This window comes from Streptosporangium sp. H16 (assembly GCF_051918855.1).
Taxonomy (GTDB): domain Bacteria; phylum Actinomycetota; class Actinomycetes; order Streptosporangiales; family Streptosporangiaceae; genus Streptosporangium.
Genome location: NZ_JBPXMD010000001.1, coordinates 356,457 through 376,885, shown reverse-complemented (window position 1 = coordinate 376,885; position 20,429 = coordinate 356,457). Strand labels below are relative to the sequence as shown.

General features: G+C 72.8%; 15 protein-coding genes. 3 read left to right on the top strand and 12 right to left on the bottom strand.

From position 1 onward, the window contains the following. From murG to mraZ, 10 genes are all read right to left on the bottom strand, one after another. Positions 1-1,089 (bottom strand): undecaprenyldiphospho-muramoylpentapeptide beta-N-acetylglucosaminyltransferase, encoded by a 1,089-nt coding sequence (gene murG, locus ACTOQ2_RS01665; protein WP_440097828.1) that lies wholly within the window; start codon positions 1,087-1,089, stop codon positions 1-3. A gap of 14 nt (positions 1,090-1,103) precedes the next feature. Further along, positions 1,104-2,420, bottom strand: coding sequence for a putative lipid II flippase FtsW (ftsW, locus tag ACTOQ2_RS01660; protein ID WP_440097827.1), 1,317 nt, complete (start codon positions 2,418-2,420; stop codon positions 1,104-1,106). Next, positions 2,417-3,778 (bottom strand): UDP-N-acetylmuramoyl-L-alanine--D-glutamate ligase, encoded by a 1,362-nt coding sequence (gene murD / locus ACTOQ2_RS01655; protein WP_440098075.1) that lies wholly within the window; start codon positions 3,776-3,778, stop codon positions 2,417-2,419. The genes ftsW and murD overlap by 4 nt, the downstream gene beginning before the upstream one ends. Before the next feature lie 91 nt (positions 3,779-3,869). Continuing rightward, positions 3,870-4,928, bottom strand: a complete 1,059-nt coding sequence (mraY, locus tag ACTOQ2_RS01650; protein ID WP_440097826.1) for a phospho-N-acetylmuramoyl-pentapeptide-transferase — start codon at positions 4,926-4,928, stop codon at positions 3,870-3,872. Beyond that, positions 4,925-6,595, bottom strand: a complete 1,671-nt coding sequence (locus ACTOQ2_RS01645; protein WP_440097824.1) for a UDP-N-acetylmuramoyl-tripeptide--D-alanyl-D-alanine ligase — start codon at positions 6,593-6,595, stop codon at positions 4,925-4,927. The genes mraY and ACTOQ2_RS01645 overlap by 4 nt, the downstream gene beginning before the upstream one ends. 12 nt (positions 6,596-6,607) lie before the next feature. Then, a complete protein-coding gene (locus tag ACTOQ2_RS01640; protein WP_440097823.1) occupies positions 6,608-8,152 on the bottom strand; it encodes a UDP-N-acetylmuramoyl-L-alanyl-D-glutamate--2,6-diaminopimelate ligase in 1,545 nt (514 codons plus the stop codon). A gap of 40 nt (positions 8,153-8,192) precedes the next feature. Continuing rightward, positions 8,193-10,028 carry a peptidoglycan D,D-transpeptidase FtsI family protein gene (locus tag ACTOQ2_RS01635; protein WP_440097822.1) on the bottom strand — a complete coding sequence of 612 codons (1,836 nt, stop codon included), beginning with the start codon at positions 10,026-10,028 and terminating at the stop codon, positions 8,193-8,195. Positions 10,029-10,987: 959 nt separating this feature from the next. Beyond that, complete coding sequence (locus tag ACTOQ2_RS01630; RefSeq protein ID WP_440097821.1) at positions 10,988-11,449, bottom strand: hypothetical protein; 462 nt, start codon at positions 11,447-11,449, stop codon at positions 10,988-10,990. A 43-nt stretch (positions 11,450-11,492) separates the two neighbouring features. After that, the gene (gene rsmH / locus ACTOQ2_RS01625) at positions 11,493-12,485 is read right to left on the bottom strand and encodes a 16S rRNA (cytosine(1402)-N(4))-methyltransferase RsmH (RefSeq protein WP_362848776.1); all 993 of its coding nucleotides are present in this window, start codon (positions 12,483-12,485) and stop codon (positions 11,493-11,495) included. A 226-nt stretch (positions 12,486-12,711) separates the two neighbouring features. After that, positions 12,712-13,143: a division/cell wall cluster transcriptional repressor MraZ gene (mraZ, locus tag ACTOQ2_RS01620; protein ID WP_362848730.1), complete on the bottom strand. Its 432-nt coding sequence runs from the start codon at positions 13,141-13,143 to the stop codon at positions 12,712-12,714. A gap of 491 nt (positions 13,144-13,634) precedes the next feature. Between mraZ and ACTOQ2_RS01615 the strand changes: the two genes are divergently transcribed. The 3 genes from ACTOQ2_RS01615 to ACTOQ2_RS01605 are packed head-to-tail and all read left to right on the top strand — an operon-like array spanning position 13,635 to position 18,354. Continuing rightward, a complete protein-coding gene (locus tag ACTOQ2_RS01615; RefSeq protein WP_350973957.1) occupies positions 13,635-14,612 on the top strand; it encodes an AAA family ATPase in 978 nt (325 codons plus the stop codon). Then, entirely contained in the window at positions 14,609-15,865 is a 1,257-nt protein-coding gene (locus tag ACTOQ2_RS01610) for a DUF58 domain-containing protein (RefSeq protein ID WP_440065094.1), read from the top strand. Before ACTOQ2_RS01615 ends, ACTOQ2_RS01610 begins: the two co-directional genes overlap by 4 nt. Next, positions 15,862-18,354 carry a transglutaminase family protein gene (locus ACTOQ2_RS01605; RefSeq protein ID WP_440097820.1) on the top strand — a complete coding sequence of 831 codons (2,493 nt, stop codon included), beginning with the start codon at positions 15,862-15,864 and terminating at the stop codon, positions 18,352-18,354. The genes ACTOQ2_RS01610 and ACTOQ2_RS01605 overlap by 4 nt, the downstream gene beginning before the upstream one ends. A gap of 271 nt (positions 18,355-18,625) precedes the next feature. Here ACTOQ2_RS01605 and ACTOQ2_RS01600 read toward each other — a convergent pair whose 3' ends face one another. Together ACTOQ2_RS01600 and ACTOQ2_RS01595 are read right to left on the bottom strand one after the other, a co-directional pair. Beyond that, complete coding sequence (locus ACTOQ2_RS01600) at positions 18,626-19,039, bottom strand: DUF3040 domain-containing protein (RefSeq protein WP_344747391.1); 414 nt, start codon at positions 19,037-19,039, stop codon at positions 18,626-18,628. Positions 19,040-19,186: 147 nt separating this feature from the next. After that, positions 19,187-20,425: a DNA polymerase IV gene (locus ACTOQ2_RS01595; protein WP_440097819.1), complete on the bottom strand. Its 1,239-nt coding sequence runs from the start codon at positions 20,423-20,425 to the stop codon at positions 19,187-19,189. Positions 20,426-20,429: the final 4 nt, after the last annotated feature.

Sequence of the window (20,429 nt, the reverse complement as noted above, 5' to 3'; positions counted from 1 at the left end):
TCAGCCCCTCCCCCGTGCCGCGATCTGCAGCACCCTGCGCGCCAGCGTCACGTCGGCGTCCTTCCTGCCCATCCTGGAGGCCGCCTCCGACATGGTGCCCACGCGATCGGGGTCGGACAGGATGGGCAGCACGTTCCGGACGATCCACTCCGCCGACAGCTCCGCGTCGTCGATCATCAGGCCGCCGCCGCCCTGCACGATCGGGGTGGCGTTGAGCCGCTGCTCGCCGTTGCCGTGCGGCAGCGGGATGTACGCGGCCGGCAGGCCCACGGCCGTCATCTCGGCGCAGGTCATCGCGCCGCTGCGGCACAGGGCGAAGTCGGCCGCCGCGTAGGCCAGGTCCATCCGGTCGACGTACTGCAGCACGACGTACTGCGGGTCACCCGGCGGCGGCTCCTCCTCCAGGGTGTTCTTCGGGCCGATGACGTGCAGCACCTGCACCCCGGCCCCGCGCAGCGCGGGGGCGGCGGCCAGGGCCGCCCGGTTGAGCGAGCGGGCCCCCTGGGAGCCGCCGGTGACCAGCAGCGTGGGCAGGTCGGCCTCCAGGCCGAACCAGGACCGGGCCTTGTCGCCCATGGACAGCCGGTCCAGGTTGACGATCTCCCTGCGGAGCGGGATCCCGATGTGCTCGGCGCGGTTCAGCGGGGTGTCGGGGTGCCCGGTGAACACGTGCTCGGTGAGGCGCGCGCCCAGCCGGTTGGCCAGGCCGGGGCGCGGGTTGGCCTCGTGCACCACGATCGGCACGTTGCGCCGCCGCGCCGCGAGGTAGGCGGGGGTCGCCACGTAGCCGCCGAAGCCGACCAGGACGTCGGCCCGGACCTGGTCCATGATGCCGGCGGCCGCGTTGATGGCGCCGGCCAGGCGGCCGGGCACGCTCAGCAGCTGGGGCGTCAGGGCGCGGGGCAGCGGCACCGCGGGCACCAGTTGCAGGTCGTATCCCCGGGCGGGCACCAGCCTGGTCTCCAGACCGCGCTCGGTGCCGAGGCAGGTGATCCCGATGTTCGGGTCGAGTTGGCGCAACGCGTCGGCCAGAGCCAGCGCCGGTTCGATATGACCGGCCGTCCCGCCACCGGCGAGGACCACCCTCATGTCGGTCCTTTCGCTTATCGTCTTCCGCGGCCCGGCCGTCGTCTTCCGGCCGGACCACCCAGGCCAAGCCAGCTTAGGCCCCGCGCCACCGGTCCGGGGCCATGGGCCGCGAGAGCCTCGCGGGCGCCGGGCTCGTGCTTGGCGAACGACAGGAGCATGCCGAGGGCGGCGAGGGTGGGCAGCAGGGCCGATCCACCGTAGGAGACCAGCGGCAACGGGATGCCGGTGATGGGCAGCACGCCGATGACCGCGCCGATGTTGACGATCGCCTGGCCCGCGATCCAGGCGACCGCGGCGGCGGAGGCGAGCCTGACGAACGGGTCCTTGACCCTGGTCGCCACCCGCAGCCCCGCGTAGCCCAGCAGCCCGAACAGGGCCACCACGACGAGCGTGCCCATCAGGCCGAGTTCCTCGCCGAGGATGGAGAAGATGAAGTCGCTCTCGGCGTGCGGGATCCAGCTCCACTTCTGCCTGCTGGAGCCCAGGCCCAGCCCGAACCAGCCGCCGCTGCCGATGGCGATCTGTCCCTGCACGGCCTGGAAGCCCGAGCCCTGGGCGTTGCCCCACGGGTCGAGCCACCCGGTGATCCGCTCCGAGCGGTACCCCTCCGTACTGATCATGACGATGGTCGCGAGCACGGCCACCGCGAGGATCCCGCCGAACAGCTTCAGCGGCGCCCCCACCACCCACAGCAGCGACAGGAAGATCATCATCAGTACCAGCGTGGTGCCCAGGTCGCTGCCCAGCATGACCATGACGGCCAGGATGGCGGTGCCCGGCATCAGCGGGATGAACAGGCTGCGCCACTCGATCAGGCCGTTGCGCGCCTTGCGGGCCAGCAGGTCGGCGCCCCAGAGCATCAGCCCGAGCTTGGCGGGCTCGGACGGCTGCAGGTAGATGGGCCCGAGGTCGATCCACCGCTGGGCGCCGAGCTGGGAGGTGCCGACGAACAGCACCAGCACCAGCCCGAGGATCGCCAGCGCCATCAGCGGGTATCCGGCGAGCCTGAAGAACCTCGGCGGCAGCTGCGCGCAGATCCACATCAGCGGGAGGCCGAGCGCGGCCGAGATCGACTGCTTGAAGAACCAGTAGAAGGGGTCGCCCATCTCCTGCAGCGCCTCGATGCTGGAGGCCGACAGCACCATCATCAGGCCGAGGGTGAGCAGCAGGGCGCTGCACCCCAGGATCAGGTAGTACGAGGTCAGCGGCCGGTTCAGCAGCTCGCGGAAGGCGAGCAGGTGCTCGCGGAACCCGTCGGGGCGCGCGGGCGCGCCCTCCCGGGCGGGCGCACCCTTGTGGGCGGGCGCGCCTTCCTGGGTGGTCGCGCTCACGCCGCTCCCCCGTCGTGCCCCTCGGCGAGACGGTGCACGGCCCGGGCGAACGCCTCCCCTCGGGCGGGGTAACCGGCGAACATGTCCAGAGAGGCGCCGGCCGGGGCCAGCAGCACGGTGTCTCCGGGGGCGGCGAGCCTGGCGGCTTCGGTGACGACACGGTCCATGACCCCAGTGTCTTGCCCCGCGACCTCCACCACCGGAACATTCCCGGCGTGTCGCGCCAGAGCCTCGCGAATTCGCTCGCGGTCGGCGCCCAGGAGCACCGCGCCGCGCAGGCGCGGCGCGGCGCGGCGCACCAGCTCGCCGACGTCGGCGCCCTTGAGCTGCCCTCCGGCGACCCAGACGACCGACGGGTAGGCGGCCAGCGAGGCGGCGGCGGCGTGCGGGTTGGTGGCCTTGGAGTCGTCCACGTAGTCGACCTCGGCGACCCTGGCCACGTGCGCGATCCGGTGGGGATCGGGCACGAAGTCCAGCAGCCCCTGGCGTACGGCGGCGGCGGGCACCCCGTAGGCCCTGGCCAGTGCCGCGGCGGCGAGCGCGTTGGCCACGTTGTGCGGGGCGAACGGGCGGACGTCGGCGAGCGAGGCGAGCTCCTCGGCGTTGCTCTCCGGCTCGGCCACGAACGCCCGGTCCACCAGCAGGTCCTCGACCACGCCCAGCTGGCCGGGCCGGGGCACCCCGAGGGTGAAGCCCACGCTCCGCACCGCGCCGCCGCGCCCGGCCGCGCGCGCCGCGTCCTCGTACGGCGCGGCGAGACGGGCCGCCCACTCGTCGTCGGCGTTGTGCACGACCGTCCCGGCCCTGGCGAAGATCTCCCCCTTGACGCGGGCGTACTCCTCCATGGAGCCGTGCCAGTCGAGGTGGTCGGGCGCCACGTTGAGCACCGCGGCCGCGTACGGGGCGATGCCCGGCGCGCGGTGCAGCTGGAAGCTGGACAGCTCCACCGCCAGCACGTCCGAGGGCCCGGTGACGGCCTCCACCACCGGGGTGCCGACGTTGCCGACGGCGAGCGCCCGGTGGCCCGCGGCCAGGAGCATCGAGGTGAGCATGCGCACCGCGGTGGTCTTGCCGTTGGTGCCGGTCAGCGCGAGCCAGGGGGCGGCGCCCTCGGGGCGGATCCGCCAGGCCAGCTCGACCTCGCCGATCACCTCGATGCCGGCCGCCGCGGCGGCGGCGAGCAGCGGGTGGTGCGGCGGCCAGCCGGTGGTGACGATCAGGGAGGTGCCCTCGGGAGGTTCGGCGGGCTCGCCGAAGCGGACCTCGACGCCGAGCGCGGCCAGCTCACCGGCGATCGCCCTGGCCCGCTCTCCGTCCCGGCCCTCCAGGACGACGACCTTCTCGCCGCACCCGGCCATCGTGCGGGCCACGGCGGTGCCCGAGACCCCCAGCCCTGCGACGCAGATCACGCGCCCTCCCCGGCCGCGCTCGCCCGCCTCGTCCGCTCGCTCACAGCCTGGGCATCCATTCCACGTAGAAGATCCCCATCCCGGCGGCGGTGCACAGGGCGGCGATCAGCCAGAAGCGGACCACGATGGTCGTCTCCGCCCAGCCCTTCAGCTCGAAGTGGTGCTGGAGGGGGGCCATCCTGAAGACCCGTTTCCCGGTCATCTTGAAGAAGCCGACCTGGATGATCACCGACATGGTGATGAGCACGCACATCCCGGCGAGGATGATCAGCAGCAGCTGGGTCCTGGTGGTGATGGCCAGCCCGGCGAGCACGCCGCCCAGGGCCAGCGAGCCGGTGTCGCCCATGAAGATCTTCGCGGGCGGGGCGTTCCACCACAGGAACCCGACGAGCGCGCCGAGCACCGCGGCGGCGACCACGGCCAGGTCCAGCGGGTCGCGGACCCAGTAGCAGTTGGGGCCGAGCTGGGTGGTGCAGCTGTTGCGCAGCTGCCAGTTGCCGATCAGCACGTACGAGGCCAGCACCACACCGGTGGCGCCGCTGGCCAGGCCGTCGAGGCCGTCGGTGAGGTTCACCGCGTTGGAGAAGCCGACGATCATGATCAGCACCCAGATGATGAACCCGATGAGGCCGATGGAGGGGCCGAAGTCCCTCAGGAACGACAGGCGCGTCTCGGCCGGGGTGATCAGGTAGGCGTTGGGGAAACGGGTCACCAGGACCGCGAAGACCGCGCCGACGATGAGCTGGCCCAGCGCCTTGGCACCGCTCCGCAGCCCGAGGCTGCGCTGCTTGTAGATCTTGATGAAGTCGTCGAGGAAGCCGACCGCGCCCAGCCCCGTCATCAGGAACAGCACGAGGACGGCGGAGACCGTGGGGGGCGTGAAGCTGTACAGGTGGGCGCAGGCGAAGCCGACCAGCGCGGCGATCACGATCACGGTGCCGCCCATGGTGGGGGTGCCGCGCTTGTCGTGGTGGCCGGAGGGTCCCTCCTCCCGGATGCTCTGCCCGTAGCCGCGCCGGGAGAACAGGCGGATCGCCAGCGGCGTGCCCAGCATGGACAGCAGCAGGCTGACCGCGGCCGCGACGAGGATCTCCCTCATCGGCGGTCACCTCCGAGCAGCGCCGCGGCCACGCGTTCGAGGCCCGCGGCACGCGGTCCCTTGACCAGTACGACGTCGCCCGGTGCCAGCATCGCCGACAGCTCCGCGCCCGCCTGGGCCGCGTCGGCGGCGTGCGAGACCCGGGTGGCGACCGGAACCCCGCCGCCGGCCACGGCGTCCTCAGCGTCCTTGGCGTCCTTGGCGTCCTTGGCGTCCTTGGCGTCCGCGGCGTCTTCGGTGGCCTCGCCGAACGCGGCGACGGGCGAGAGACGGCCGGCCGTGCCGGTGCCGGGCGGCTCGCCCGCGCCGCCCGGCGGCTCCCCCGCCCCGTAGGGCGCCCCGTGCGGGGCGACCGCGTGCGAGACCGCTCCGGCGTGCGCGAGGGGGGCGGCGGGGACACCGGCCGGTACGGGCCCCGCGGCCTCCCGCGCGGCCTGTACGGCGGCCCTGGCCCCGGCCAGGACCGGGTCGGCGTCGGGGCCGACGACGAACAGGCCCGCCAGGCCCGCGCCCCCGGCCAGGCGCCCCAGGCCCTCGTTGAGCGCGACGCTCTCGTCACCCAGCTCGCGCAGGGCGGCGATGACCGCGAAGCGGCGGCGGTCGCCCGCGAGCGCGTCCAGGGTGCCGAAGGCGGCCCGCATGGAGTCGGGGTTGGCGTTGTAGGCGTCGTTGATCACGGTCACGCCGTCCGCGCGGTCGGTGACCTCCATCCGCCAGCGGCTGCGGGGCTCGGCCTCCGACAGTTCCTCGGCGATGGTGGCGACCGGCAGGCCGAGCTCGTAGGCGGCCGCGGCGGCTGCCAGCGCGTTCTCCACCGCGTGCTCGCCGTACAGGCGCAAGGCCACCGGGGCGGCGCCCGAGGGGGTGCGCAGCGTGAAGGAGGCGCGTCCGCGCTCGTCGACGGTCACGTTCTCGGCCCGCACGGTCGCGCCCTCGGCCCGGCCGTACCAGGTGACGCGGGCGCCGGTGCGCCCGGCCATCGCGGCCACCAGCGGGTCGTCGGCGTTGAGCACGGCCACGCCCTCGGCGGGCAGCGCCTCGACCAGCTCGCCCTTGGCCCTGGCGATCTCCTCCTTGCCGCCGAAGACGCCCAGGTGGGCGGTGCCGACGTTGAGGACCACGCCGATCGTCGGCGGGGCGACGCGGGTCAGGTGCGCGATGTGCCCCGCGTTCCTCGCGCCGAGCTCCAGCACCAGGTAGCGGGTGTCCTCGCCGGACTTCAGCACGGTCAGCGGGTGGCCGATCTCGTTGTTGAACGAGCCGGCCGTGGCGACCGTCGGGCCGATCCTGGCGGTGAGCCTGGCCAGCAGGTCCTTGGTGGTGGTCTTGCCCGCGGAGCCGGTGAGGCCGATGACCGTGGTCGCCGGCAGGGCCGCGCAGACCGCGGTGGCCAGGGCCGTCATGGCGGCCACGGTGTCGCCGACGATGACGGCGGGGGCGTCGACGGGCCGGGAGGCCAGCACGGCGACCGCCCCGGCCGCGACGGCCTGGGCGGCGAAGTCGTGCCCGTCGACCCGTTCGCCCTTGATCGCGACGAACAGCGACCCCGGTTCGACGGCGCGGGAGTCGGTGACGACCGGGCCGCGCACCACCGCGCGTGGGTCGGCCATGCCCGCGAGGGCCCCCGAGGTGATCTCGGCGATCCTGGCCAGCGGCAACGGGATCATGATGCGTCTTCCCTACTCTCCATACGTGCTTCGGCGCCCGGTGCGGTTCCTGCGCCTGACGATCGCGTCGGCCACGACCTGCCTGTCGTCGAAAGGAAGCACCTGGTCGCCGACGTACTGGCCCTGCTCGTGGCCCTTGCCGGCCACGACGACGACGTCACCGGGACCCGCCCGGCCGATGGCCAGGTCGATGGCCGCGGCGCGGTCCGGCTCAATGATCACATGTGCGCGCCCGTCCTGGGACACGCCGAGAACTCCGTCCATCATCTCCGCGAGGATCCGCAGGGGGTCCTCGGAGCGGGGGTTGTCGCTGGTGAGAATAGCCACATCTGCCAACCTTGCGGCGGCTTCTCCCATCATTGGGCGTTTACCACGGTCACGGTCACCTCCGCAGCCGAGCACGACGATGAGCCTGCCCTCGGTGACCTCGCGCAGCGAGCGCAGGACCGACTCGACCGCGCCGGGCTTGTGCGAGTAGTCGACGATGGCCTGGAAGTCCTCGCCGCCGGGGACCCGCTCCATCCGGCCGGGAACCCCCGCCAGCGTACCGACGCCCGCCACGGCGGCCCGCAGCGGCACACCCGCCTCCACCAGCGCGACGATCGCGCCCAGGGCGTTGGCCACGTTGAAGGGCCCGGGCAGCGCGACCGACGCGGCCTCCTCGACGCCTCCGGGGCCCACGACCGTGAAGGTGCTGCCCTCGGGGCCCAGGCGCACGTCCACGGCCCGCCAGTCGGCCTCGATGGCGCCCTCGGCGGAGAAGGTGGTCATCGGGATCTTCGCGATGCCACGGAGCTCCCGCCCGTGGGCGTCGTCGATGTTGACGACCCCCACGCGGCTCATCTCGGGGGTGAACAGCCGGGCCTTCGTCGCGAAGTAGTCGTCGAGGTCGCGGTGGAAGTCGAGGTGGTCCTGGGACAGGTTGGTGAACAGCGCCACGTCGTAGAACACCCCGTCGACCCGGCCGAGCGCCAGCGCGTGGCTGGAGACCTCCATGGCCGCGGCGGTGACGCCCCGCTCGCGCATCAGGGCGAACAGGGCCTGCAGGTCGCTGGCCTCCGGCGTGGTGAGCTTCGGGGTGAAGCGCAGCTCACCGACGTGGATCTCCACGCCCCCAACGAGCCCGGGGGTGTGCCCCGCGGCCCGCAGCCCGGCCTCCAGCATGAAGGTGACGGTGGACTTGCCGCTGGTGCCGGTGACCCCGACGACCATCACGTCGGCCACCGGGTTGCCGTACACCCAGGCGGAGACCTGCCCGAGCAGGGCGCGCGGATCGGGCACGACGAGGACGGGAAGGCCGGTCGCGACCGCGGCCCGCCTGCCCGCCTCGTCGGTCAGGATCGCGCTGGCACCCGCGGCGAGGGCCTGGGCGGAGAAGTCGGCCCCGTGGGCCGTGGCCCCCGGCAGCGCGACGTAGAGATCTCCCCGGCACACCCGGCGCGAGTCGATGGTGATCCCGGACACCGCGGCCAGCGGAGCGCGCGACGTGCCCGAGGGCGCGCCGATGAGGCTCGCCAGCCCCGAGAGCGGACGGGGTGAACTGGTTGAGGGTCGCATTGACGACGGGGGATGCACGGCGAGAGCGTACCTTCACTCGTCACTCTCCGGCGCGTATCCGCACCGGGGACGGCCTGGTTCCGGTCGGCGGGATCTTCCCGCTCTTCAACGCGAACGTCATCACCTTCTTGAAGACCGGGGCGGCGATCTCCCCGCCGTAGTAGCCCTCCTGGGGGTCCTGGAGGACCGCCAGGACGACAAGCCGGGGCTTGTCCGCGGGGGCGAAACCAACAAATGTCGCGGTGTATCCGCAGTAGCCCTGACATCTGGTGTCGTAGCGCATCGCGGTACCCGTCTTGCCCGCCACCCGGTAGCCGTCGATCGCGGCGAGGTTCCCGGTGCCCTGCTCGCTCACGGCGGCCTCCAGCATGGTGGCGACCTCCCGCGCGGTGCGCTCGCCGACCACCCGGGTCTGCTTGCCCGGCGGGGACGGCGTGAACACACCGTTCTCCCCGGTGGTGCCGGCCACGATCTGCGGGGTGACGCGCACCCCGCCGTTGGCGATGGTCTGGTAGACGCTGGCCGTCTGGAGCGCCGTCACCGAGACCCCCTGGCCGTACGCGATCGTGCAGCGCTGGCTGCCCGACCAGCTCTTCCAGTCGGGCAGGAGCCCGGCCTCCTCCCCCGGCAGCCCGGTGCCGGGCTTCGTGCCGAACCCGAAGCGCTGGAGCATCGAGTGGAGCTTCTCGTCGCCGATCTTCTGAGTGGCGAGGATCGTGCCCACGTTGCTGGAGGTCGCCACGATGCCGGAGAAGGTCAGGCGCTCGGTGGGGTGCGGGTGGGAGTCCTTCAGCACCCGGTCGGCGCACCTGATCTCGTCGTCGACCGTGAACAGGCTGTCCGGCCGCACGGCTCCCGACTCCAGGGCCGCCGCGGCGGTGATGACCTTGTTGGTGCTGCCCGGCTCGAACACGTCCGTGACCGACCGGTTGACCCGGTCGGCGCCGGGCGAGTTCATCCAGTTCTTCAGGTCGAGCTCGGGCGCGTTGGCCATGGCGATCACCCGGCCGGTCCGGGTGTCCATCACGATGGCGCTGCCGGTGCGCGCCCCGGTCGCCTCGACCTGCTCGCTGATCGCCTTCTGCGCGGCCCACTGGACGTCGCGGTCGATGGTGAGCCGCAGGTCCCTGCCCTCGACGGGCGCCCGGACGGTGCTGCGGGTCATCGGGATGCGCTGCCCCATGGCGCCCGTCTCGATGATCTGCTCACCGTCGCGGCCCGCGAGCAGCTTGTCGTAGGTGCTCTCCAGCCCGGCCAGCCCGGTGCCGTCTGTGCCGACGAAGCCCAGGAGGGTGCCCGCCAGGTCGCCGCCCGGGTAGTCGCGCCGGTAGCGGTGCTTGCTGCCGACCCCCTTGAGGTCGTACGTCATGATCCGCTGGGCGAGCGCCGGGTCGACGGCCGCGGCGAGCTGCTGGTAGTGGCTGGTGCTCTGGGCCAGCTTGGCGGCGATCGACTCCTTGGGCGTGCCCAGCTCCTTGGCCAGGACCGTGGCCACCCGGTCGCGCTGCGCGGCGGAGACCTCGGACGGGTCCACGAAGATCTCGCGGGCCTCCAGGGTCAGCGCGAGCTCGTGGCCGTTGACGTCGGTGATCGAGCCTCGCCTGGCGGGCAGCTTCTCACCCTGCACGCGCTGCTTGGCCGCCTCCGCCGTGTACACCTTCGAGTCGAGGCCCTGGAGCTGGATGAGCCTCCCCGCGAAGATGGACAGCACGAAGGTCATCGCCATCAGGCCGATGCCGATGCGCCTGCGGGGGTTGCCCAGGCGCAGCACCGCGGACGGGCGCGCCGGGGGCCGCGGCGGCCTGCCACCGCCGCCGCGCGTCGCCGTGCGGGTGTGCTCGCGATCCCCGGGCCGCCCGGGCCCGCGCCTCGGCACGGACCGTACCCAGCCCAGCGGGTCCGGCGGCTCCTCCGACCGCGAGGACCGCACCGGCCCGCGCGGCGCCTCGGGACCCGGCGGGCCACCCGGCCGGGAGGCGGAGGTCCTGCCCGGCGCCTCGGGGCGGGCGGACCTGCCGGGAGCGCCGGGAACACCACCCCTGCCGTCCGGCCGCCCCGCCCTGCCCGGCCCGTCGGGAGCGGGCGGTCGCGCGCCGGAACCGGACCTGCCGGCGGGGCCCGGCCTGCCCGGGGAGCCGGACCTGCCGGACGGGCCCGCGGCCGACGGCCTCGACGGGGAGCCAGGCCTGCCCGACCTGGCCGATTTGTCGTATTTATCCGATCTGTCGGACCTGCTGGAGCCTTCCGGAGCCGGCGGCCTGCCGGACCCGCCGGAGCCGGACGCCCGGCCGGATCCGCCCGGCGCGGGCGGCCTGCCGGTTCCCCGCCCCTTACCGGGGCCGTCGGCCGGGGACGGCCGCCCCCTGGAGGAGCCCGGCCTGCCCTGCCCGTCGGCCCCCTGCCCCCTGCCGGAACCCGCGGACGGCCTGCCCGGGGAGCCCGCCCCGCCGGCGGAACCCGCACGGCCGGCACCGGGCCTGCCCGGCGAGCCGGACCTGCCCGGCCCCTCGGCCTCCCGCGCCCCGCCGGAGGAACCCGCGCGGCCGGAACCTCCGGCGGCTCCGGAACCGGGTGGCCTGCCGGGCGAACCGGGGGCGCCCGAGGCCGGAGACCTGCGCGCGGCGGGCCCCTGGGGGCCGCCGGGCACGCCGGGAGCCCCGGCGTCACCGGAACCAGGCCTTCCGGGCTTACCGGGAACGTCGGGGGAACCGCCGGGCCTGGCCGTACGGCCGGGGCCGCCGGGCGAGCGGCGGCCCGAGCCTCCGGCCGGCCCTCCGGTGGAACCGCCGCGGCCCTGTCCGGCACCCGGGCCGCCGGTCTGGCCGCCGGTCTCCCTCACTGGCCCGTGCCCGGCGCTCGCTCCTGCCCCGCGGGCGTCTGGACGTCGCCGGCGACCCCGACGGCGGGCCTGTCGGGGTCGATGACGCGCGCGGTGTCCCAGTCGGGCCCCAGTCCCTGGAGCTCGTTGCTCCTCGCCACCGCGTCCGGCATCTCCCGCCGCATGTTGGCGCTCTTCTTGCTCTCCTTCTGGATGCGCAGGTCGCTGATCTCCTTGCGCAGCCCGTTGGCCCTGAAGGAGTCCTGGGCGAGCACGGCGTTCAGCAGCAGCAGGCTCACCAGGCCGCCGCAGAGCAGGCCGACCACGAGCAGCAGGAAGGGAGCCCTCGGCGGCCGGGCGCGACGGGCCGCGGGGGGCCCTGCGGCCCCGGGTGCCGCGGCCTTGACCTGCGCGGCCGAAGCGACGGCGGGCGCCGGCCTGGTCCCGTATCCCTGCGGCACCGCGCGGGGGACGCGCACAGGGCGCGCGCCGCGGCTGGGCGCGGCGCGACGGACGTCTGTCTCACTCCTCGTCAACTGCCTCACGGATCCTCTCTGCCGCCCGACACCGGGCGGAGGCCGCCCGCGGGTTGCGGGCCACCTCCTCTTCGCTCGGAAGCTCGGCTCCCCTTGTCAGGAGCGCGAACCGCGGCTGGTGAGCCGGCAGCGGGACCGGCAGGCCGGGAGGGCCGGTGTCCCTGGTCCGCGCGGTGATGACCTGCTTCGTCAGCCGGTCCTCAAGGGAGTGGTATGCGAGCACGACGACGCGCCCGCCCAGCGTCAATGCGTCGAGCGCGGCTGGGAGCGCGCGTTCCAGCGCCGTCAACTCCGCGTTCACCTCGATCCGCAACGCCTGGAAAGTCCTTTTTGCGGGGTTTCCCCCGGTCCTGCGAGTAGCGGCCGGGATCGCCGTCCTGACGATCTCCGCAAGCCGCTTGGTAGACGTTATGGCCTCTCTGGCCCTTTCCTTGATGATTAAGTGCGCGACACGCGGGGCGAATCGTTCTTCTCCGTAATCCCGCAGGATCCGGATCAGCTCGGCGGCCGGGTAGGTGTTGACCACGACCTCGGCCGTCAGCTCCTCGTCGCGGTCCATCCGCATGTCCAGCGGCGCGTCGTAGGAGTAGGCGAAACCCCGCTCGGCCTCGTCCAGCTGCGGGGAGGAGACGCCCAGGTCGAACAGCGCCGCGTCGACGCGGGGATGACCCACCTCGGCCAGCACCTCGGGAAGCTCGTCGGAGACCGCGCGGACCAGCGTGATCCGGTCGGCGTACGGGGCGAGCCTGGCGGTGGAACGCTCGATGGCGGTGGGATCGCGGTCGATCCCGATCAGGTGGAGCGAGGGGTGCGCGGCGAGCAGCGCCTCGGCGTGGCCGCCGAGGCCGAGGTTGGCGTCGACGAGGACGGGGGCGGGGCGGGCCAGCGCCGGAGCGAGCAACTCCAGCACCCGGTCGAGCATGACGGGGACGTGACCCCCAGGCGTTTGGAGATCATGGTTGTGGTTCTCGGCGCGCATGAAGCGCAACCCCCCTCTTTCCCGCCCCGTCCCGTGGACGCGCGGCGGACGCTCACCGGTGTCTTGAAAACTGGCCCCCACCCCCGGGGCCGTCCGGCCAGGTCCCCATCCGCACCCGCGTGTCCGCCCGTCACCTGACACCGGGGAAGGTGCATCAGCTGACGGGCAGGTGGTTGCGGGTGGAGACCTCGCCGAACGACGTTTTACCGATGAGTCGACCGTGGAGTCACAGAATCCCTGGCAGCACCTCCTCCGACAGATCGGCAAAAGCCTGCTCTTGGTCGGCCAGATAGGCGCTCCAGGCGTGCGCGTCCCAGATTTCCAGCCGGGTGTTGGCACCGATGACGACGCAGTCGCGGCGCAGGCTGGCGTATTCGCGCAGAGCCTGTGGAACGGTGATCCGGCCCTGCTTGTCGGCGACCTCGTCGGACGCGCTGGCGAAGAGGACACGGCTGTAGTCACGGACCGCCTTGGCGGTGACCGGCGCGGTGCGCAGAGCCTCGGTTATGCGCTGGAACTCCTCTACGGGAAAGACGTAGAGGCAGCGCTCCTGGCCTTTGGTGATCACCAGACCCTCCGCCAGCTCCTCGCGGTACTTCGCCGGCAGGAACAGCCGTCCCTTGTCATCGAGACGCGGGTGGTGGGTGCCGAGGAACACCGGCCCTCACCTCCCGTGCCCAGCGGAGCGCCAGGCGTCACAGCCCTGCCCTCCACTGCGCACCACCATACTCCACTTCTCTCCACCGTCAACTGATTCCACGCCTCTTCGCGACGGGTTTCACCGCCATTTCCCCAGTTCAAATGGGGTGGTGCGGAGTGGAGGGGGTAAGCGGCCCCTCGTACGCCCTGGGCGTGTCGGGTAAGCCCGCCGAATAGGCTAAAGATCATGAAATAAACCGGAGCGCGGTGAAGAATGGTGGAAGGCCGAACCCCGCCCCGTCACCGGATCGGCACGCCACCCGTACAGGACCGCGACAGCGGCGGCACACACTATGGCTGTTTACCCGGAATCAGCCCTGATGACCGCATAAAGTCGCCGAGGGAACGCACGGCGCCGTAGTGTCGGTAAGCAGAATGAGTTACGGGATCGCAAAGATTCCGCAACGGCAACCCCCCGGCGCGCAACCGCCGCACCCTCATGGAGGCCTGGTGGCAGTAACCCATGACGTCTCACCACAGCTCGATGATCTCGTCGTCACCGCGCACCGGATCCGCCAGTCGATCGAATCGGTGATCGAGGGCAAGAGCGACGTCGTCCGCCTGACCTTGACCGTACTGCTCGCCGAGGGGCACCTCCTCATCGAGGACGTGCCCGGAGTCGGCAAGACCATGCTCGCCAAGGCGCTGGCGCGGTCCATCGACTGCCCGGTGCGCCGCGTGCAGTTCACCCCCGACCTGCTGCCGAGCGACATCACAGGAGTGAGCGCCTACAACCAGCAGACCAGGGAGTTCGAGTTCAAGCCCGGCCCGGTCTTCGCCAACATCGTGGTGGGTGACGAGATCAACCGCGCGTCGCCGAAGACCCAGTCGGCGCTGCTGGAGTGCATGGAGGAGCATCAGGTCACCGTCGACGGTGCGACCTACCGGCTGGACTCCCCCTTCATGGTGATCGCGACGCAGAACCCGATCGAGATGGAGGGCACCTACCCCCTTCCCGAGGCGCAGCGCGACCGGTTCACCGCCCGGATCGCGATGGGCTACCCCGCGCCCTCCGCGGAGCTGGAGATGCTCGACGTGCACGGCGCCGCCTCCCCGCTGGACAAGCTGGAGCCGGTGGCCACCACCGAGCAGGTGAAGGCGCTGATCGAGGCGGTGCGCGGGGTCTACGTCTCCCAGCCGATCAAGAAGTACGCGATCGACCTGGTGACCGCCACCCGCCAGTCCCCCGACCTGCGGCTGGGCGCCTCCCCCCGTTCGACCCTGCAGCTGGTCAGGGCCGCGCGGGCGCACGCCGCGCTCGCGGGCCGCGACTACGTCATCCCCGACGACCTGCAGGAACTGTGCGTCCCCGTCCTGGCACACCGGCTGCTGCCCAGCATCGAGGCCCAGGGACAGCGCCGCCCGCCCGAGCAGGTGATCGCCGACCTGGTCCGCCGGGTGCCCGTGCCCGAGGCCCAGGCCCGGTGACCTCCGGCCTCAAGGCGCTCACCGCCCGCGGCCGGTCCTTCCTCGCGTCCGGCGTCGCGGCGCTGCTGTGCGCCTTCATCCTCGGCGAGCACGACCTGCTCAGGATCGGCGTGCTGGTCATCTCGCTGCCGCTGCTGGCGGCCATGGTGGTCGCCCGCACCCGCTACCGGCTGAGCTGCGCCCGGCGCCTGGACCCGCCCAGGACCGAGGTGGGCAGCGAGGCCACCGTGACGCTGCGGCTGGAGAACGTCACCCGGCTGCCGACCGGCCTGCTGATGATCGAGGACACCGTTCCCTACGCCCTCGGCGCCCGCCCCAGGTTCGTCCTGGACCGGGTGGAGGCGCAGGGCATCCGGGAGATCGACTACCGGGTCCGTTCCGACCTGCGCGGGCGTTTCGGCATCGGACCGCTCTCCATCCGGATCAGCGACCCCTTCGGCCTGGTCGAGCTGACCAGGTCGTTCACCATCAGCGACACGCTGATGGTGACGCCCCAGGTGGTGGCCCTGCCCCACGTCCGCCTGGCCGGCGAGTGGACGGGCGGCGGCGACAGCCGTACGAGAAGCGTGGCGGCGGCAGGGGACGACGACGTCGCGCCGCGCGAGTACCGCCAGGGCGACGACCTGCGGCGGGTGCACTGGCGCTCGACCGCCAGGCACGGCGAGCTGATGGTGCGGCGCGAGGAACAGCAGTGGCAGAGCAGGGGCGCGCTGCTGCTGGACACCCGGCGCTACGCCCACCGGGGCGAGGGCCCGCGCTCGTCGTTCGAGGCGGCGGTCTCGGCCGCGGCCTCCATCGGCGTGCACCTCGCCCACGAGGGTCTCGGCCTGCGCCTGGTCACCGACCAGGGGGCCGAGCATCTCACCGACAGCGGGTTGAGCCTGTCGCTGCTGGACACCCTGGCCGTCGTACGGGCCAGCACGGCGCGGTCGCTGGAGTACGGTGTCGGCGCGCTGCGGCAGGGCGGCGGCGACGGCCTGATCGTGGCCGTGCTCGGCAAGATGGACCTCGACCAGGCTCAGGAGCTGTCCAGGGCCAGGCACGGCAACGTGACCGGCGTGGCCGTGATGCTGGACGTGGAGGGATGGGAGCATCCCGAGCTGGGCGAGGACGAGGAGTTCCAGGCGGCGCGGTCGGTGCTCACCGGAACGGGCTGGCGCGTCGTGCGGCTGCCCGCCGGCGCCTCCGTCGCGAGCGTGTGGCAGGACGTCGCGCAACGCGGACGATTCGCGGCGAGCAGGGGTGGCTCATGAGACTTTCCATCGCGTCGGGCGTGGCCACCGGAGCGGTCGCGATCGCGCTCTACCCGCTCTTCCAGGGCGGTGCCTGGTTCTGGTCGAGCCTGGGCGTCATCCTGGTCGTGGCCGGGATCGGCGTGCTGGCCGGCCACTACACGCTGCCCGGCTGGCTGGCGCCGCCCGCGCAGGTGCTGGGCGTGTGGATCTACCTGACGGCGGTGTTCGCCGGGGACGAGGCGTGGGCGAGGGTGGTCCCCACCTGGGACTCGGTCGCCAGGCTGGACAGGCTGCTCACGACGGGCTTCGCCGACATCCAGCGGTTCGCCGCCCCGGTGCCCGACAGCACCGGCATCGTCCTGCTCACCTGCGGCGGCGTCGGCCTGATCGCCGTCCTGGTGGACCTGCTGGCCGCGCGGCTGCGCAGGGCGGCCCTCACCGGGCTGCCGCTGCTGGCGCTGTTCGTGGTCCCGGCGGCGGTGATCGCCGAGCCGATCAGCTGGCCGGCGTTCATCATCGGGGCCCTGGGCTACCTGGGAGTCCTCGTCGCCGACGGACGGGAGCGGGTCAGCCACTGGGGCCGCGCGGTGCTGGTGCGCCGCGCATCGTCCTTCACCGTCACCCGGCCCGCGCCCTCCGACAGCGGGGCCCTGCGGCTCTCCGGCAAGCGCATCGGCTTCGCCGCGATCGTGCTGGCCGTCCTGCTGCCCGCGCTGCTGCCCACCATGGAGCCCAACCCGCTGTTCGGCTTCGGCGTGGGCAACGGCAGGGGCGGCGGCAACTCGATCAGCATCCCGAACCCCATGGTCAACCTGCGCGGCCAGCTGTCGCTGCCGGCGAACTCCACCGTCCTGACCTACAAGGCCAGCGACAGCACGCCGCGCTACCTGAGGATGTACTCGCTCGACATCTTCGACGGCGAGCAGTGGACGATGTCGGAGCCCAGGGGCCGCCCCGAGGACCGGACGTCCGACGCGCCGATGCCGCCGCCCCCCGGCCAGGGCGCGAGCGTGCCCGTCACCCCGGCGACCCTCACCATCACGGTGAGCGACCAGGTCAGGAGGCTGAGCTTCCTTCCCCTGCCCTACCCGGCGTCCAAGGTCACGGTGGCGGGCGACTGGCGGCCCGACCGCGACACGCTCATGGTCTTCTCCACGCGGAACACCGCCGGGGGCCTGACGTACCAGGCCGTCACCGCCGAGCCCGAGCCCACGGCCGACCGGCTCAAGACGGCGGCCCCGCCCGCGACGGCGATCAGGGAACGGTACCTGACGCTGCCGGAGAGCCTGCCGGACGCGATCAGGCAGCTGGCCCTGCAGGAGACCGAGCGGGGCGCCAGCCCGTACGAGCAGGCGATCCAGCTGCAGGAGTTCTTCACCGAGAGCGGCGGGTTCACCTACAGCCTGGCCACCCAGGGGCACAACGGCCCGGCGCTGACGGACTTCCTGATCCGCAACAGGACCGGCTACTGCGAGCAGTTCGCCGCCTCCATGGCGGTGCTGGCGCGCGTTCTGGGCATCCCCTCCCGGGTCGCCATCGGCTACACCGGGGGCAGCGTCACCTCCGAAGGGTGGCAGGTGCGCACCCACGACTCGCACGCCTGGCCCGAGCTTTACTTCGAGGGGACCGGGTGGCTCCGCTTCGAGCCCACCCCGGCGGGCGGAGCGGGCCAGGGCAGCGCGACGGTGCCGTCCTACACCCGCCCCGAGGTGGCGCCGGACACCCCCGACGAGCCGAGCGCGGCACCGTCGTCGGACCCCACCGGCTCCGACTCGCCGGCCGGGCCGGCGAACGACCGCCGCGACGAGATCCTCGACAGGGAGTCCGGCGGCGTGTTCGCCCCGGTGGACGAGGGAATGCCGCTCGCCGCGAAGATCGGCATCGGGGTCGCGATCGCGCTGCTGGTCGCGCTGATCCCCGCGCTGATCCGCTGGCAGCTGCGGGTCCGCCGCGGCAGGTCCTACTCACGGCGGGCCGGGGACCCGGCCCGCCGTGATCCGGCCGCTCCGGATCCCGGCGGCACCGCCTCCCCCGCGGAGGTCAAGGCGGGGATCAGGGAGGTTCGCAGGGATCCGGCGGCCGGTGCGGGGATCAGGGAGGTTCGCCGGAATCCGGCGGTGACGGCCGCGTGGGCCGAGCTCGACGACGCCCTGTGCGACTACGGGATGTCGCGGCAGGCGAGCGAGAGCCCGCGCGCGCTGGCCGGGCGGCTGGCGGAGCAGTACGTGTTCGAGCCGGAGGCCGCCGCCGCGCTGGCGAGAATCGCCGCGGCGGTGGAGCGGACGCTCTACGCCAGGACCCCGGGCGAGATCGGTACCCTGCGCGAGGACATGCGGAGCGTGCGGCGGGCGCTGGCGGCCACCGCGACCCGCGGCAGGCGGATCAGAGCGGTGCTGCTGCCGCCCTCCACGCTCCTGCGGATGCGGGCGCTGGGCGGACGGGTGCTGGACGGTTTCGACCGTCTGGAGAACATCCGGCTCCGCAGGCCCGCCAGGAAGGGCGCCTAGCGCCCTCGGTGATCGGGACGCACGACCGCGTCCCGATCACCGGGGGACGGCGATCGGGGCCCCGGGCCGGGATCCTCGGCCGCCGGGAGGGTACGGAACAGTAACCCTCAGGACGGGGTGGCGAACGACCGATCGCCGAGCGCGCGGGAGGCTCGGTGAACGAGGGGCCGGTGGATGACGCGGGCCGCTCGCACGCCGCGAGTGACCCTCGTCGGCACAGGGGGGATCCGTCAGGGAAGGAGCCGCCGCGGGCGGCGACGGCCCTGCCGGGCTAGCGCTCGTCGTGTCGACGGCGCCAGCGCTCCTCCATTCGCTCCATGAAGCTCTGGCGGGAGCCGGCACGGCGCCCTCCCTTGCCTCGCGGCTGATCGGCGGGCGTGGCCGCGTTGGCCTCGCCGAAACCGTTCATCCGCTTCCAGCTGGACAGACCCCACAGGCATGCGGCGAGCATGACCACGAAACCGCCGACGCCGAGCGGGATGCCGAGCGGGACGTTGTTGATCACGACGCCGACCATCAGCAGGACGACGCCCAGGATGAAGCCGATGAAGGCCTTCACCAGGCGGCGCCTGTAGTGGCTGCGAGGATCACTGATCCTGACGGTATTGGCCCACTTCGGGTCCTCGGCGTAGAGGGCCTGCTCGATCTGGTCGAGCAAGCGCTGCTCGTGCTCAGAGAGCGGCACGGCGCCTCCCAAGGACAGCCCCAGGACGGGGAAGACGGTGACGGACGACACGGGGTGTCCGAACCTCGCGGTCGGTTATCCCCAGAATACGAGGCTGTAGACGTAGACGAAAGAAAACGTCCAACGTAGTCCAAACCGGAGGCGGAATCATGGATCTATTCCATCAAACGGAGGGCGAACAAGGGAGGCCGGAAGGACGGCATCATGGCCGAATCTCCGGACCGCCCTGTCCATCGCCTGCTCGGCCTCCCGCCAGCCCGTCTCGCGCTCTCCGAGACCGAGTTGCCGGGTCGCCCCGGCGGCCGGGCTGAGGTTCTCCACCCGTACGCCGACCAGCCTCAGGCGGACGTTCTCCAGGCCGGAGGCGGCGTAGAGGGCGCAGGAGACGTCGTACAGGATCTTGGCGACGTCGGTGGGCTCGCGCAGGCTCCGCGACCGGGAGATGGTGGTGAAGTCGGCGCGGCGGAGCTTGACGCTCACCGTGCGGCCGACGCTGCCGCCCTTCCTGAGCCGGGCGGCGACCCGCTCCGAGAGCCGGAGCAGCTCCCTGCGGATCTCCGCGGGATCGGCGAGGTCTGTGGCGAAAGTCTCTTCCGCGCCGATGCTCTTGTCGGGGACGTCCGGGGTCACCGGGCGCTCGTCGCGCCCCCAGGCGAGCGCCGACAGGTGCGCGCCCGCCGCCTGGCCCAGCTCCCGCTGGAGCGTGTCCACCGGGACCCGGGCGAGGTCGCCGACGGTCTTGATGCCGAGGCGGGCCAGTGACTGCTCGGTGCGCTCCCCGACGCCCCACAGCGCCGCCACGGGGAGCGGGTGCAGGAAGTCGACCACCCTGTCGGCGGGCACCACGAGCAGGCCGTCGGGCTTGCAGTGCTGGGAGGCGAGCTTCGCCACGAACTTGCTGTTGGCGACCCCGACGGAGCAGGTGATGCCCTGCTCGCGCTCGACCTGCTCACGGATCATCCTGGCGATCGCCGTCGGCGGTCCGAGACGCTTGCGGGCCCCGCTGACGTCGAGGAACGCCTCGTCGGAGGCGATCGGCTCGACCTCGGGGGTGAAGGTCTGGAAGATCTCCATGACGCGCCGGGAGACCTCCGAGTATTTGCCCCGGCTGGGCGGGATGATCACCGCCTGGGGACAGAGCCGTCGGGCCCGGGTCATGGGCATGGCCGAGTGCACCCCGAACCTCCGGGCCTCGTAGGTGGCGCTGAGCACCACCCCGCGCGCCCCGGGCGCGCCGATGATGACGGGGGTGCCCCGGAGCTCGGGACGGTCGCGCAGCTCGACGCCCGCGTAGAAGGCGTCCATGTCGACGTGGAGAATCGGGCAGCCGGTGTCGTCCGCCCCCAGATCGGAGCCCGGGCGCGGTATCTGCTGCTTTCTCGACACAGCG